Genomic DNA, 12,703 nt, shown 5'->3' on the forward strand with positions numbered 1-12,703 from the left:
CTCGTTATTCCATTCGAGAGGGGAACCCCATGTACGACGCACTCGTCATCGGCGGCGGACCGGCCGGGCTGCAGGCCGCGCTCACGCTCGGCCGGATGCACCGGACCACCGTCCTGGTCGACTCCGGCCGCTACCGCAACGGCACGGTCGAGCACGCCCACAACTTCGTGACCCACGACGGTCGCGCACCCGGCGAGATCCGCCGGCTCGCCCGCGAGGACCTCGCCGCGTACGACACCGTCGAGCTCCGCGACACCACCGTCCACGCGGTCCGCGAGGAGGGCGACAGCTTCGTCGCCGAGACCGAGGGCGGTCCGATCCATGCCCGCACGCTGATCCTGGCGACCGGCCTGAAGGACGACCTGGGCTCGATCCCGGGCCTGGAGGAGGCGTGGGGCCGCGAGGTCGCGGCGTGCCCGTTCTGCCACGGGCACGAGCTGTCGGGTCGCGTGATCGGCCTCGCCGGCACCGGACCTCACGTGCCGATGATGACCGCGATGCTGGCACCGATCGCGGCACGGATCGTGCACTTCGAGGACGGCGAGGTCACGAAGATCGAGCGGACCGGCGACGGCGTCCTGGTGCACCGCGCGTCCGGCGAGCCGGTCGCGGTGGCGGGCCTGTTCGTGCACCCGGCGTTCGCCCAGGCGGCTCCGTTCGCCGAGCAGCTCGGCCTCGAGCTGCTGCCGTCCGGCTGCATCCGGATCGACGTCCTCGGACAGACGAGCCACCCGCGCGTCTTCGCCGCGGGCGACCTCGCGCACGTGCAGGAGCTGCCGATGCCGATGGCGTCGGTGCTGGGCGCCGCGGCGGCGGGCCTGACCGCCGGGGCGAGCGTCGTGAGGACCCTCGCCCTCGCCGAGTCCGCGCAGGGCTGAGCGCCGCGGTCCGGGTCGGGCGGACGCCGCGGACCTCGGTAGTCTGGAGCGCATGCGCGTGGCCAGATTCGCCGGTGACGACGACCCCCGTTTCGGGGTCGTCGGCACCGAGGGCGACACCCCGATCATCGCCCCTCTCAAGGGGGACCCCCTCTACGCTCCGCTGGAGCTGACCGGCGAGAAGCTCGCGCTGGAGGACGTGCGCCTGCTGGCGCCGGTCATCCCGCGCAGCAAGGTGGTGTGCGTCGGCAAGAACTACGTCGCACACGCCGCCGAGATGGGTGGCGACGTCCCCGAGGAGCCGCTGATCTTCCTCAAGCCGAACACCTCGGTGATCGGCCCGGGCGAGCCGATCTTCTACCCGAAGCAGTCGCAGAACGTGCACTTCGAGGGCGAGCTCGCGATCGTGATCGGCCGCATCTGCCGCAACCTCACGGCGGAAGACGCGCCCAAGGTGATCTACGGCTACACCGTGGCCAACGACGTCACGGCGCGCGACCTGCAGCAGAAGGACGGCCAGTGGGCCCGCGCGAAGGGCTTCGACACGTTCTGCCCGCTCGGCCCGTGGATCGAGACCGACTTCGACCCGTCCGACGTCCGCGTGCGCACCACGCTCAACGGCGAGACGAAGCAGGACGGCCGCACGTCGGACATGGTCTTCGACGTGACGGCGATCCTGCAGTACGTGACCAGCTTCATGACCCTCCTGCCCGGTGACGTCGTCCTGACCGGCACGCCCGACGGCGTCGGCCCCATGGTGGCCGGCGACGACGTGGCCGTGACGATCGACGGCCTGGGCACCCTGACGAACCCGGTGGTGGCAGATGAGTGAGACCCGTTGGACGACCGCGACCGGCAGCGACGTGGTCGCCCGGTTCTGCCCGTCGCCGACCGGCAACCCGCACGTCGGCATGGCGCGCACGGCGCTGTTCAGCTGGGCCTTCGCGCGGCACCACGGAGGCCGCTTCGTGTTCCGCATCGAGGACACCGACGCGAGCCGTGACTCCCAGGAGTCCTACGACCTGCTGATCGACGTCATGCGGTGGCTGGGCCTGGACTGGGACGAGGGCGTCGAGGTCGGCGGCCCGAACGGCCCCTACCGCCAGAGCCAGCGCATGGACGTCTACGCCGACGTCGCGCAGCGCCTCCTCGACGCGGGCTTCGCGTACAAGGCCTACGACACCGCCGAGGAGCTGGAGGAGCGCCGCAACGCCGCGCGCGCCGCCGGCCGCCCGAGCGGCTACGACGGGCTGCACCGCGACCTCACGCCCGAGCAGCAGGCGGCGTACGAGGCCGAGGGCCGCCAGCCGGTCATCCGCTTCAAGATGCCCGAGCGCGACTGGACCTTCGACGACCTCGTCCGCGGCGAGATCACGTTCGGCGCCGAGAACGTGCAGGACTTCGTGATCGTCCGCGCCAACGGCCAGCCTCTCTACACGCTGACCAACCCCGTCGACGACGCGCTCATGGGCATCACGCACGTGCTGCGCGGCGAGGACATCCTCTCGTCCACCCCGCGCCAGATGGCGCTGTACGAGGCGTTCGGCGAGATCGGCGTCGGCTCGGGCTTCACGCCCCGGTTCGGCCACCTGCCCTACGTCATGGGCGCGGGCAACAAGAAGCTCTCGAAGCGCGACCCCGAGTCGAACCTGCTCGGCTACCGCGACCAGGGCTTCCTGCCCGAGGGCCTGCTGAACTACCTCGCCCTGCTGGGCTGGTCGATCGCCGAGGACCGCGACATCTTCTCGCTCGAGGAGATGGTGGCCGCGTTCGAGGTGGAGCGGGTCAACCCCAACCCGGCGCGCTTCGACCTGAAGAAGTGCGAGGCGATCAACGGCGACCACGTGCGCCTGCTCGCCCCCGACGAGTTCGTCCGCCGGCTGCTGCCCTACCTGCCCGAGGGTGTCGACGAGGCTCTCGTCACGCAGGCCGCGCCGCTCGTGCAGGAGCGCAGCAACCTGCTCACCGAGGCCGCGGAGATGCTCGGGTTCCTGTTCGCGGGCGACGACTTCGCCGTCGACCCCGACGACGCTGCCAAGCAGCTGAACGAGGACGGTCTCGAGGTCGCGAAGGCGGCCCGCGAGGCGCTGTCCGGCCTCGACGCGTGGAGCACCGAGTCGATCGAGGCGGCGCTGCGCCAGGCCCTCGTCGAGGAGCGCGGCCTCAAGCCGCGTCTCGCGTTCGGCCCGGTCCGCGTCGCGGTCACCGGCCGTCGCATCTCGCCGCCGCTGTTCGAGTCGATGGAGCTGCTGGGCCGCGAGACCTCCCTCGCGCGCCTCGACGCCGTCCTCTGACACACGAGAACGCGGTCCACCCCGGCGGGGGTGGACCGCGTTCGTCGTCTCCGGACGATCAGGCCTTGTCGGCCTCGGTGCCCATCTGCAGCGAGCGGATGCCGTCCTTGGCGTAGTAGCCCTTGAGGCCCACCAGCACCGCGACCAGGCCGACGGCGGCGAACAGCACCACGTAGTAGGCCGGGGAGATCGGGTCACCGGTGCGGGCGATCAGCCACGTGGCCACGAGGGGCGCCGTGCCGCCGAGCAGGGCGAAGGCCATGTTGTAGGCCAGCGCGCTCGCCGTGTAGCGGATCTCGGGCCGGAAGAGCTCGACCATGATGACCGGCGTGATCAGCGCGATCGCTCCGGCGAACACGCCGTAGAGACCCTGGCCGAGCATCGTGGCGCCGAGGCCGCCCATCCCCATGATGTGGAACGAGGGGATCACGGCGACGGCCAGGCCGATGGCGGCGGCGATGGCGACCGGACGACGGCCCCAGCGGTCGGCTGCCAGGCCGGTGAGCGGGCAGGAGACGGCGAACACCAGCAGCGCGACGATGTAGGAGGTCAGCGCGTCGACCCGTCCGAGCCCGAGCTCCTCGGTGTTGTACGCCACCATGTAGCCGCCGAGCAGGTAGAAGCTCACCGCGGTGACCATCGACCAGGCGAAGACGACGATCATCGGGCGGAGTCCGTCCTGGAAGGCGCGGACGATGGGCGGGTGGACCGCCTCGGCCGCGGCCTCGCGGACCGCCTCGAACTCGGGCGTCTCCTGGATCTTCAGGCGCAGGTAGAGGCCGACGAGGCCGACCGGGCCGGCGAGGATGAACGGGATGCGCCAGCCCCAGCTCTCCAGCGACGCCTCGTTCATGGACTGGGTCACGATCAGGCCGACGGTCGCGCCGGCGGCGGTGCCCAGGGCGACGGACATCGGGTTCACGGCGCCGAAGAGCGCGCGGCGGTTCGACGGCGCGTACTCGATGATGAAGCTGCCCGAGCCGGCGTACTCGCCGCCGGCCGACAGGCCCTGCAGGATGCGCCAGGCGACGAGCAGGACGGGGGCGAGCAGGCCCACGGACTCGTAGCTGGGGGTGAGGCCGATCGCGACCGTCGCGCCCGACATCAGCAGGACGGCGCCGGACAGCGCGGTGCGGCGGCCGACGCGGTCGCCGATGTTGCCGAAGATGATGCCGCCGATCGGGCGGGCGAGGAAGCCGACGGCGAAGGCAGCGAAGCCCGACAGCAGCGACGCGGTGGGGTTGTCGCTGGGGAAGAACTTCAGGCTGATGATGGTGATGAACTGGGCGTAGATGCCGAAGTCGAACCATTCGACGAAGTTGCCGATCCCGGCGGCGGACACCGCTTTGCGGCGCGCGCCGGCGATCTCGGCGGTCTTGAGGTCGGTCATGACCGGGGCCTTTCTGGGGGTGGTGGTGTCGAGATGAGGGAGGCGTCAGCGCAGCTCGCGACGCAGGATCTTTCCGGTGACGGACTGGGGGAGGCGGTCGAGGACCTCGACCTCCCGCGGGTACTTGTAGGCGGCCATCCGCTCCTTGCAGAACGCGATGAGCTCCTCGGGGGTGGCCTCGGCGCCGGAGTGCAGGGCGACGTAGGCCTTCACGGTCTCGCCGCGGTACTCGTGCGCGACGCCGACGACCGCGGCCTCCTTCACGGCCGGGTGCGCGTAGAGGACGTCCTCGACCTCGCGCGGCCACACCTTGTAGCCGGAGGCGATGATCATGTCCTTCTTGCGGTCGACGATGAAGAACCAGCCGTCCTCGTCCATGAAGCCCATGTCGCCGGTGCGCAACTCGCGGTCGATGATCGCCTCGGCCGTGGCCTCCGGGTTGTTCCAGTACCCGGGGATGACCTGGGGGCCCGACGTGGCGAACTCGCCGATCTGGCCCACGGGGACCTCGGTGCCGTCCTCGTCCACGACGCGCACGTGCGTGTTGAAGACGGGGAAGCCGACCGCCAGGGCCCCCGAGACCGGGTCCACGGGCGCCCGCAGTCCGCGCGGGACGCCGTGGGTGGGGGAGGTGGTCTCGGTCATGCCGTAGAAGTTGTGGGCGTAGAACCCGAACTCCTCCTCGATCCGGTCGGCCACGGACGGCGGGATCGGGGCGCCACCGGAGTAGACGACCTCGAGGGACGTGAAGTCGTCGCGGGTGGCGCCCTCGGCGCTGGTGAGGGCGACGAGCGCGGTGATCGCGCCGATCGTGAAGAAGGGCCGGTGCTCGCGGATGGCGTCGAGCATCGACAGCGGCTCGAAGCGGTGCGTCAGGACCAGCGGCCCGCCGAGCAGCATCGCCAGCGTGGCGTGCCCGACGAGGCCCGTGATGTGGAACAGCGGAGCGATGGCGAGGACGCCGGCGCCTTCGGGCAGGTCCATCCAGTCGCGGTAGGTCTGGGTGTTGAACGTCATCGCGCCGTGCGTGTTCATGGCGCCCTTGGGCAGGCCCGTCGTGCCCGACGTGTAGGTCAGGACGGCGACGCTGTCGGGGCCGAGCTCGGGGGAGGGGACGCTCCGGCCGGCGTGCGTCCGCGCGAAGTCGGTGAGTCGCAGGGTGCCCTCGGTGGCGACGACGTCGGTGCCGAGCACGCGGGGGTCGTTGCGGGTCTGGAAGTCGGTGGCCGAGGTCGTGATGACGGTCGTGACCGAGGTCTGTCCCGAGTCGACGACGTCGCGCGCCACGGAAGCGTACAGGTCGTCGAGCGTGAGCAGGGCGACGGCGCCGGAGTCGCGCAGCAGGTTGCCGACCTCGCGCTGCTTGTTCATCGGGTTGATGAGCACGGCGATGCCGCCGGCCTTCCACGCCGCGACGAGGCCGAGGGGGAACGCCGGGTCGTTCTGCAGGTACAGCGCGAGGCGGTCACCGGGGGCGAAGCCACGCTCGACGAGCACCGCGGCCATCGCGTCGGTGAGGGCGTCGACCTCGGCGTAGGTCAGGGTGCCGTCGAAGTACCGCACGGCGGGAGCGTCGGCGCTGCGGGCGACCGCGGCGGCGAACATCTCCAGGCACGTGGCGTACTCGGCGACGATGGTCTCGGGCTTCCCCTCGGGGTAGCCGGACAGCCACGGCGGGCGGGTCTGGGTGACGGAGTCGGACATCGAGTTCCTCGTGAAGCGGGCCGTTCAGGTCCAGCGGGGCTGAACTCACTGAACGACCGTTCGGGTGTGACGCAGGGAACAGTAATCACGGCTGTCCTGACGGCAAAACCGCGGAATCCGTGTTCAGGTGTTCAGTTCAGCCGACCTGAACACGCCGGGAGGGTCAGCGCCGGAGCACGGCCTCGGCGAGGGTGACCGGAAGCGCGCTTCCGCCTCGGATCTCGGGCGGAATCAGCCACGAGACCCCCGCGAGCCGCAGGACGGCCGCGCTGAACTCGTCGGCCGACAGGGGAGCGCCGCTGGTGGCGTTCAGGGCCTCGTCGGCGTGCACGCGCAGGGTGTCGTAGACGCCGCGGCACCGCGCGGCGATCCGCCCGCTCTCGGGCTCGTCGAGGCTGCGCAGCTCGGAGTCCGCCACGCGGGCCAGCTCGGGGTGCTGCTCGCGGAAGGTGCTGACGGCCTCGACCACGTTGACCACCCGGTCGTGCGGGGTCGCGCCGTCGTCGGCCGCCGCGGCCACGCGCGCCTGCAGCTCGTCGAGCAGGAGGTCGTAGACCGAGACCAGGATGCTGTGCTTGCTGCGGTGGTGGTGGTAGACCCCGGCGACGCTCAGCTGGGCCGTCGCGGCGATCGCCCGCATGGTGGCGCCGTGGTAGCCGGCTTCGTGGAACACCGTGACGGCGGCGGCGGTAACGTTGTCGAGTCGGATCGTCGACGCGGCGCGCCACGGACGCGGCCGGTCGACCGACGGGGGCGTCCCGGCGGGATTCACCGAGGGAGGCTGCATGACCAGGTGGGCGGTCTCGGTGCCCAGTGCCGAGGCGATCTGCGAGAGGCGGGCGATGCTGACCCCGACCTTGTCGTTCTCGATCGCGCTCATGGTGCCGGCGCTGACGCCCGCGGTGGAGGCGAGGTCCCGGAGGGTGAGGCCCGCGGCCCGGCGCGCCCGGCGGATCGCGGCGCCGACCGTGGGGGCCCCGGACGTCTCGGTCACGCAGCGGACTCTACCGGCCCGACCCGTCAGCACCGTGCGGCCGCGGGAGGCGGCATGAGCGCGGGGGAGGGGCGTCCCTGGGCCGCGTGGTACCCCGACGGCGACGTCGACCTCGCCGCCAGCGGTGCGACTCTCATGGACCACTTCCGCGCCACGGTCGCGCGCCAGCCCGGTCGGGTCGCGGTGCGCTACTTCGAGGGCAGGATCACCTACGGCGAGCTCGACGCGATGGCGGACTCGCTCGCCGCGCACCTGCGTGACGCCGGGCTGGGCGCCGGGTCCACGATCGCGCTGATGCTGCAGAACAACCCCGCGTTCCTCGTCGCCGTCGTGGCCGCGTGGAAGCTGGGGGCCGTGGCCGCGCCGCTGTCGCCGCTGGCGACCTCGCCCGAGCTCAGCCACCTGCTGGACGAGTGCGACGCCGACGCCGTCGTGATCCTCGACGAGCTGCTGCAGGTGCACGGCTCGCGCGTCTCGCGGCTGCGCGACCTCCCGGTCGTCGTGACGACCCGGACGGACTTCGACGGCTCTCCCGCGCAGGTCGGAGGCGAGGCGACCTCGCTGGCGCGGATCGTGGCGACCCGCGTCGAGCCCGTCTCGACCGAGCTCGACCCGGCGTGGCCGGCGGTGTTCGTACCGACCTCCGGGACCACCGGGATGTCGAAGTTCACGGTCAACACGCACGCCAACGTGGAGTTCGACGCCTCGGTCTACCGGCGGTGGGCCCGGCTGCGCGACGGCGCGGTGGTGCTGGGGCTCAGCCCGATCTTCCACGTGACCGGTCTCATCGGGCACGTCGCGGTGACGCTGCGCATCGGTGCCACGCTCGTGCTGACGCACCGGGTGCGTCCCGACGTGATGCTCGAGGCGATCCGCCGCCACCGCCCCGAGTTCACGATCGCCGTCATCACCGCGTACATCGGCCTGGCCGAGCTGCCCGACGCGACGCCCGAGGACTTCGCGAGCTTCCGCGAGCTCTGGTCGGGCGGCGCGCCGGTGGAGCCTGACGTGGCCGCGCGCCTGGGCGAGCGCTTCGGCCGGCCGATCCACAACGTGTACGGCCTCACCGAGGCGACCTCGGCGGTGGCGGCGGTGCCGCGCGGGCTCCGCACGCCCGTCGACGAGGACACGCGCACGCTGTCGATCGGCATCCCGGTCTTCGGCACCACGGTCCGCATCGTCGGGGAGGACGGCGCCGAGCTCCCGTCCGGCGAGGTCGGCGAGATCGTCGTCTCGGGTCCGCAGGTGGCGGCGGGCTACCTGAACAAGCCGATGTCGACCGCCGAGGTCTTCGGCGGGGGACGGCTGCGCACCGGCGACGTCGGCTTCATGGACGCCGACGGCTGGTTCTACGTGATCGACCGCAGCAAGGACATGATCAGCGCGAGCGGCTTCAAGGTCTGGCCTCGCGAGATCGAGGCCGCGCTCATGACCCACCCGCACGTCCGGGAGGCGGCCGTGGTCGCGATTCCCGACCAGTACCGCGGCCAGTCGCCGAAGGCCTACGTCGTCCTCGAGCCCGACGCGTCGGTGTCGGAGTACGAGCTGATCGAGTTCAGCCGCTCGATCCTCGCGCCCACGAAGTACCCCCGCGAGGTCGAGTTCGTGGCCGAGCTCCCGCGCACCGCCACGGGCAAGATCCGGCGCTCCGCGCTGGGGTGAAGCGCGCATCACACGACACGCGACCATCCCCGGTTTGGGCGCACGCGAGGGTGTCCGGTAAAGTCATCTCTTGGTTCGGAGCGCTGCCGCGAGGCAGGGATCCGATACCCCCATGGGGTATGGTGTAATTGGCAACACAGCGGTTTCTGGTACCGCCATTCTAGGTTCGAGTCCTAGTACCCCAGCTGAAGCGCTCGAAGAGTCATCTGGTAGCGTTTCTACTCGCTGGCCCCGTTGTGTAGCGGCCTAGCACGTCGCCCTCTCAAGGCGGTAGCGCGGGTTCGAATCCCGTCGGGGCTACCAGCGAAAAGGCCCCCGATCCTCGGATCGGGGGCCTTTCCCATTCCCGCACCCGAGCGCGAGGATGCTGGTGTGGCGCGGCGCTGAACCGTTCCGGTCCGCGGTGCGTGTCATGGGCGGAGGTGCACGACGACGTCATGACCGACGACTCCCAGGTGCTGATGCAGAGGCTGCACGACGCGCACGCGGCCGCGCTGTGGGGCTTCTGCCTGCACCTGACCGGAGATCCGGTCCGCGCCGAGGACGTCGTCCAGGAGACGCTGCTGCGCGCGTGGCGGCACCCGCAGGTCCTCGACGAGACCCGCGGGTCGATCCGCTCGTGGCTGTTCACCGTCGCGCGCAACATCGTCATCGACGAGTGGCGCAGCCGGCAGTACCGCAACGAGCGCCCGACCGAGCACCTGCCCGAGCCCGGCACCCCGGTCGACCCGACCGACGCGCTGCTCCAGTCGTGGGTCGTCGCCGAGGCGGTCACCCACCTGTCGCCGGAGCATCGCGCCGTCCTGCTGGAGTGCTACTACCGGGGGCGGTCGGTCGCCGAGGCCTCCCGCGAGCTCGGCGTCCCCGAGGGCACGGTCAAGAGCCGCACCCACTACGCCCTGCGGGCCCTGCGGCTCGCCCTCGAGGAGATGGGGATGGGCGCATGAGCGACTGCGGACACCAGCACGAGGCGGGCGCGTACGTCCTCGGCGCGCTGTCACCGGCCGACCGGGCGGCGTTCGAGCGCCACCTGCCCGGTTGTGCGTCGTGCCAGGGCGCGGTGCGGGACCTGGCCGGGCTGCCCGGACTGCTGGCCCGGGTCCCGATCGACGTCGTCGAGGACCCCCACGACCCGCCGCCCGTGCCCGACACCCTGCTGCCGTCGCTGCTGCGCCGCATGGCCCGGATCCGGCGGCGCCGGCGGACGTACGTCGTGACGGGCATCGCCGCGGCGGTCCTGGCCGTGGCCGCCATCGGAGCGGTCGCGGTCTCGAACGGCGGCGACGGGCCGGGGCCGGAGAGCTCGACGGTCGCGCAGGACACCGCGGCCCGTGAGCGGCTGCTGCCGGTCGGCGAGCAGCCGATCTCCGGCTGGGTGTCGCTGACGCCCGTTCGGTGGGGCACGCGCATCGACCTCGACTGCACCTACGCCGCGGTGGAGCCCGGCTACTCCGACGCGGTCTGGACCTACCGGATGGTCGTCACCCACGCCGACGGCACCTCCGAGGACGTCACGTCGTGGAAGGCGCTGCCCGGCAGGACGATCCACCTGACGTCGGGCACCGCGGCCGACCGCCAGGACATCCGGGACGTCACGATCGTGACCAGCGACGGACGCACCGTGCTGAGGCTCCGCGCGTCCTAGCGCCGCGCCCCGAACGCGGTCAGGAACCGGTCACGAAAGGCGTCCATGCGCCACACCGGTGCGTCCGGCGCGGGGCGCAACCCCGGGGTCCACCGCCAGCCGTCGATCCGCTCCAGGACCGCCGGGTCCGAGGCGATCACGCTGATCGGCACGTCGTGCCCGGGGCTGTCGCCGCTCACGGAGGCGTGGGGCTGGTGGTCGCCGAGCACGACCAGGACCAGGTTCGGGTCGCGGTAGGTGGTCAGGAACGAGACGAGCGTCCGCCACGTGTACTCGATGGACTCGCCGTACCGCGCGCTGACCGCCGGCTGGTCCCGCAGGACAGGCGACGGCGACGACTGTCGCATCGTGTCGTAGACGGACCCGTCGCCGATCCGGTCCCAGGCGATGAGCGACGGCAGGGGCGTCCACGGGTGGTGGCTGGAGGTCAGGTCGATCTCCGCCATGACGGGCTTCCTCGCGCCGGAGGTCAGCACCGCGCGCCGGAAGTGCTCGAGCGTGTACTGGTCCGGCACGCGGGAGTAGCCGAACCTCGGGCCGCGGTAGCCGACGGTGCGCGAGTCCAGAAGGCGCTGGAACCGGTAGAAGTCCCGGCCCTCGGGCCAGTCGGCGGTGTTGGCGGGTACGTCGAGGACCGTGTGCCAGCCCGCCCGGCCGAACAGGCGGGTGAGGGTGAGTCGGTCGGTGCGCAGCAGCTGCCGGTAGCGCCGCTGGCTGTCCACCCAGAGGCCGGACTGCACCGACGCGTGCGCCAGCCACGACCCCCCGCCGAACGTGGGCGACGTCAGGAACGCGCTGCGCGACCGGTAGCCGGCGGCATCGAGGGCGGCGGAGCCGTCGTCGAGCACCTCGGTGATCCCGGTCGCGTAGGTCGTGCCCTCGACGGCGACCCGGCCGTAGCTCTCCACGAAGACCAGCAGCACGTCCTTGCCGACCAGCCCGGAGAGCAGGGACGCGGGGTCGTGCCGCGCGGCGGCGACGGGGTCGGCCGCGATCTGCCGGGCGAAGGCCCGGCGGTCGGCGAGCCCGGCACGGACGGCGTCCACCTCGGCTGCGGTGAGATCCGCGGCACCGGCGGCCGCGACCGGCATCCCCGTGACGGCGAGCAGCGCCCAGACCAGAGCGAACGAGGTGGCCGTGGCCACGGCCGGCCGACGGTGCTCCCTCGCCACCGCGACGAGCCTGACCACGGCGAGGGGGAGCCCGACCAGCACGGCCACCGCCGCGACCGCCGCGAGTGCGGCGACGCCGAGCGCCCAACCCGTGCCGATCGAGTCGCCGAGCACGCCGACCCCTGGCCCGAGGTAGGACCAGTCGCCGACGGGGTCGAACCAGCGGTCGAAGACCGCGTGGAAGCCCAGGTCGAGCGCGGTCGCCAGCGCCACGACGGCGAGCAGCAGGCCGGCGAGGGCGGCTCCCGCCGTGCGGGTCCGGCGCCACGGGAGCAGGGCCAGCCCCACCACCAGCAGGACCTCCAGCGGCAGCCGCAGGAGCACCGCGGCAGTCAGGTGCTCGCGGTCCGTGGGCAGCACGAGGGCGGCCCAGACCACGACGAACGCGACCACGGTGGCGACCCGCGGCCGCTCCGGCGGACGCGGCGACCTCCAGCGATCGACCGTCTCCCGCAGGAACGACTCCGCGAGCAGCAGCGCGACCCCGACCACGAGAGCCGTCGCCACCGCCGTGGGCAGCGGGACCGCCGCCACTACGGCGAGCACGATCCCCACCGACGCGGCCACGACCTTGCACCAGTACCGCGGCCGGGCCGGGGGAGTGCGCAGCGGCGGGACGAGCCGGAACAGCGCGCCGAACGCGTAGTGGGCCATGCCGACACCGAGCACCCAGGCCCCCAGGTCCGCTGCGACCACCGCACTGAGCACGAGGATCAACAGCGCGTCGGCCTCCTGGTCGAGACGCGCGCCCAGTGGCGTGACGGTCCCGAGCCCGCGAGCCACGCGGCCGTCGACGAAGTCGCTGATCAGGGCGGCCCCGGCCAGCGCGCCGAGGAGCCACCCCGGGCCGTCGAGCAGCGCGACCACGGCCACCGCCGCCGCCAGGACGAAGCGGCTGCCCGTGACGAGGTTCGCCGCCGAGAGCAGATTCCGCGGCTCGATCTGAACCTGACTCACCGCGCCT

Annotated in this window: 10 protein-coding genes and 2 tRNA genes; 8 read left to right on the forward strand and 4 right to left on the reverse strand. The window is 72.1% G+C overall.

Annotated elements, in window-relative coordinates; genetic code table 11:
- Positions 1-29 precede the first annotated feature (29 nt).
- The 3 genes from ACK99Q_RS09780 to gltX are packed head-to-tail and all read left to right on the forward strand — an operon-like array spanning position 30 to position 3,172.
- Entirely contained in the window at positions 30-878 is an 849-nt protein-coding gene (locus ACK99Q_RS09780; RefSeq protein ID WP_410185927.1) for an NAD(P)/FAD-dependent oxidoreductase, read from the forward strand.
- A 52-nt stretch (positions 879-930) separates the two neighbouring features.
- Positions 931-1,710 carry a fumarylacetoacetate hydrolase family protein gene (locus tag ACK99Q_RS09785; protein ID WP_410185928.1) on the forward strand — a complete coding sequence of 260 codons (780 nt, stop codon included), beginning with the start codon at positions 931-933 and terminating at the stop codon, positions 1,708-1,710.
- Complete coding sequence (gltX, locus tag ACK99Q_RS09790; protein ID WP_410185929.1) at positions 1,703-3,172, forward strand: glutamate--tRNA ligase; 1,470 nt, start codon at positions 1,703-1,705, stop codon at positions 3,170-3,172. Before ACK99Q_RS09785 ends, gltX begins: the two co-directional genes overlap by 8 nt.
- 58 nt (positions 3,173-3,230) lie before the next feature.
- On the opposite strand, the gene ACK99Q_RS09795 is transcribed toward gltX, so the two are convergent.
- The 3 genes from ACK99Q_RS09795 to ACK99Q_RS09805 all read right to left on the reverse strand — a co-directional run bounded on the left by ACK99Q_RS09795 (position 3,231) and on the right by ACK99Q_RS09805 (position 7,260).
- Positions 3,231-4,562 carry an MFS transporter gene (locus ACK99Q_RS09795; protein ID WP_410185930.1) on the reverse strand — a complete coding sequence of 444 codons (1,332 nt, stop codon included), beginning with the start codon at positions 4,560-4,562 and terminating at the stop codon, positions 3,231-3,233.
- Positions 4,563-4,607: 45 nt separating this feature from the next.
- Positions 4,608-6,266 carry a class I adenylate-forming enzyme family protein gene (locus ACK99Q_RS09800; RefSeq protein WP_410185931.1) on the reverse strand — a complete coding sequence of 553 codons (1,659 nt, stop codon included), beginning with the start codon at positions 6,264-6,266 and terminating at the stop codon, positions 4,608-4,610.
- A gap of 163 nt (positions 6,267-6,429) precedes the next feature.
- Positions 6,430-7,260, reverse strand: coding sequence for a TetR family transcriptional regulator (locus tag ACK99Q_RS09805; protein ID WP_410185932.1), 831 nt, complete (start codon positions 7,258-7,260; stop codon positions 6,430-6,432).
- Between the two features lie 54 nt (positions 7,261-7,314).
- Between ACK99Q_RS09805 and ACK99Q_RS09810 the strand changes: the two genes are divergently transcribed.
- The 5 genes from ACK99Q_RS09810 to ACK99Q_RS09830 all read left to right on the forward strand — a co-directional run bounded on the left by ACK99Q_RS09810 (position 7,315) and on the right by ACK99Q_RS09830 (position 10,567).
- The gene (locus ACK99Q_RS09810; RefSeq protein WP_410185933.1) at positions 7,315-8,922 is read left to right on the forward strand and encodes a class I adenylate-forming enzyme family protein; all 1,608 of its coding nucleotides are present in this window, start codon (positions 7,315-7,317) and stop codon (positions 8,920-8,922) included.
- 113 nt (positions 8,923-9,035) lie between these two features.
- Positions 9,036-9,107: transfer RNA gene (locus ACK99Q_RS09815), tRNA-Gln, on the forward strand.
- Positions 9,108-9,149: 42 nt separating this feature from the next.
- A tRNA-Glu gene (locus ACK99Q_RS09820) sits at positions 9,150-9,225 on the forward strand.
- 158 nt (positions 9,226-9,383) lie between these two features.
- The gene (locus ACK99Q_RS09825) at positions 9,384-9,869 is read left to right on the forward strand and encodes a sigma-70 family RNA polymerase sigma factor (RefSeq protein WP_410186084.1); all 486 of its coding nucleotides are present in this window, start codon (positions 9,384-9,386) and stop codon (positions 9,867-9,869) included.
- A complete protein-coding gene (locus ACK99Q_RS09830) occupies positions 9,866-10,567 on the forward strand; it encodes an anti-sigma factor family protein (protein ID WP_410185934.1) in 702 nt (233 codons plus the stop codon). The genes ACK99Q_RS09825 and ACK99Q_RS09830 overlap by 4 nt, the downstream gene beginning before the upstream one ends.
- Here the strand turns inward: ACK99Q_RS09830 and ACK99Q_RS09835 are convergent.
- On the reverse strand, positions 10,564-12,696 hold the full coding sequence (locus tag ACK99Q_RS09835; protein WP_410185935.1) for a CDP-alcohol phosphatidyltransferase family protein: 2,133 nt from the start codon (positions 12,694-12,696) through the stop codon (positions 10,564-10,566). The genes ACK99Q_RS09830 and ACK99Q_RS09835 overlap by 4 nt on opposite strands.
- Between the last annotated feature and the right edge of the window lie 7 nt (positions 12,697-12,703).

Source organism: Aeromicrobium sp. MLTX1 (assembly GCF_046452335.1).
Taxonomy (GTDB): Bacteria; Actinomycetota; Actinomycetes; order Propionibacteriales; family Nocardioidaceae; genus Aeromicrobium.

Coding starts and splice junctions, on each gene's coding strand:
- ACK99Q_RS09780 (WP_410185927.1), top strand. CDS start 30: ATGTACGACGCACTCGTCATCGGCGGCGGACCGGCCGGGCTGCAGGCC.
- ACK99Q_RS09785 (WP_410185928.1), top strand. CDS start 931: ATGCGCGTGGCCAGATTCGCCGGTGACGACGACCCCCGTTTCGGGGTC.
- gltX (WP_410185929.1), top strand. CDS start 1,703: ATGAGTGAGACCCGTTGGACGACCGCGACCGGCAGCGACGTGGTCGCC.
- ACK99Q_RS09795 (WP_410185930.1), bottom strand. CDS start 4,562: ATGACCGACCTCAAGACCGCCGAGATCGCCGGCGCGCGCCGCAAAGCG.
- ACK99Q_RS09800 (WP_410185931.1), bottom strand. CDS start 6,266: ATGTCCGACTCCGTCACCCAGACCCGCCCGCCGTGGCTGTCCGGCTAC.
- ACK99Q_RS09810 (WP_410185933.1), top strand. CDS start 7,315: ATGAGCGCGGGGGAGGGGCGTCCCTGGGCCGCGTGGTACCCCGACGGC.
- ACK99Q_RS09825 (WP_410186084.1), top strand. CDS start 9,384: ATGCAGAGGCTGCACGACGCGCACGCGGCCGCGCTGTGGGGCTTCTGC.
- ACK99Q_RS09830 (WP_410185934.1), top strand. CDS start 9,866: ATGAGCGACTGCGGACACCAGCACGAGGCGGGCGCGTACGTCCTCGGC.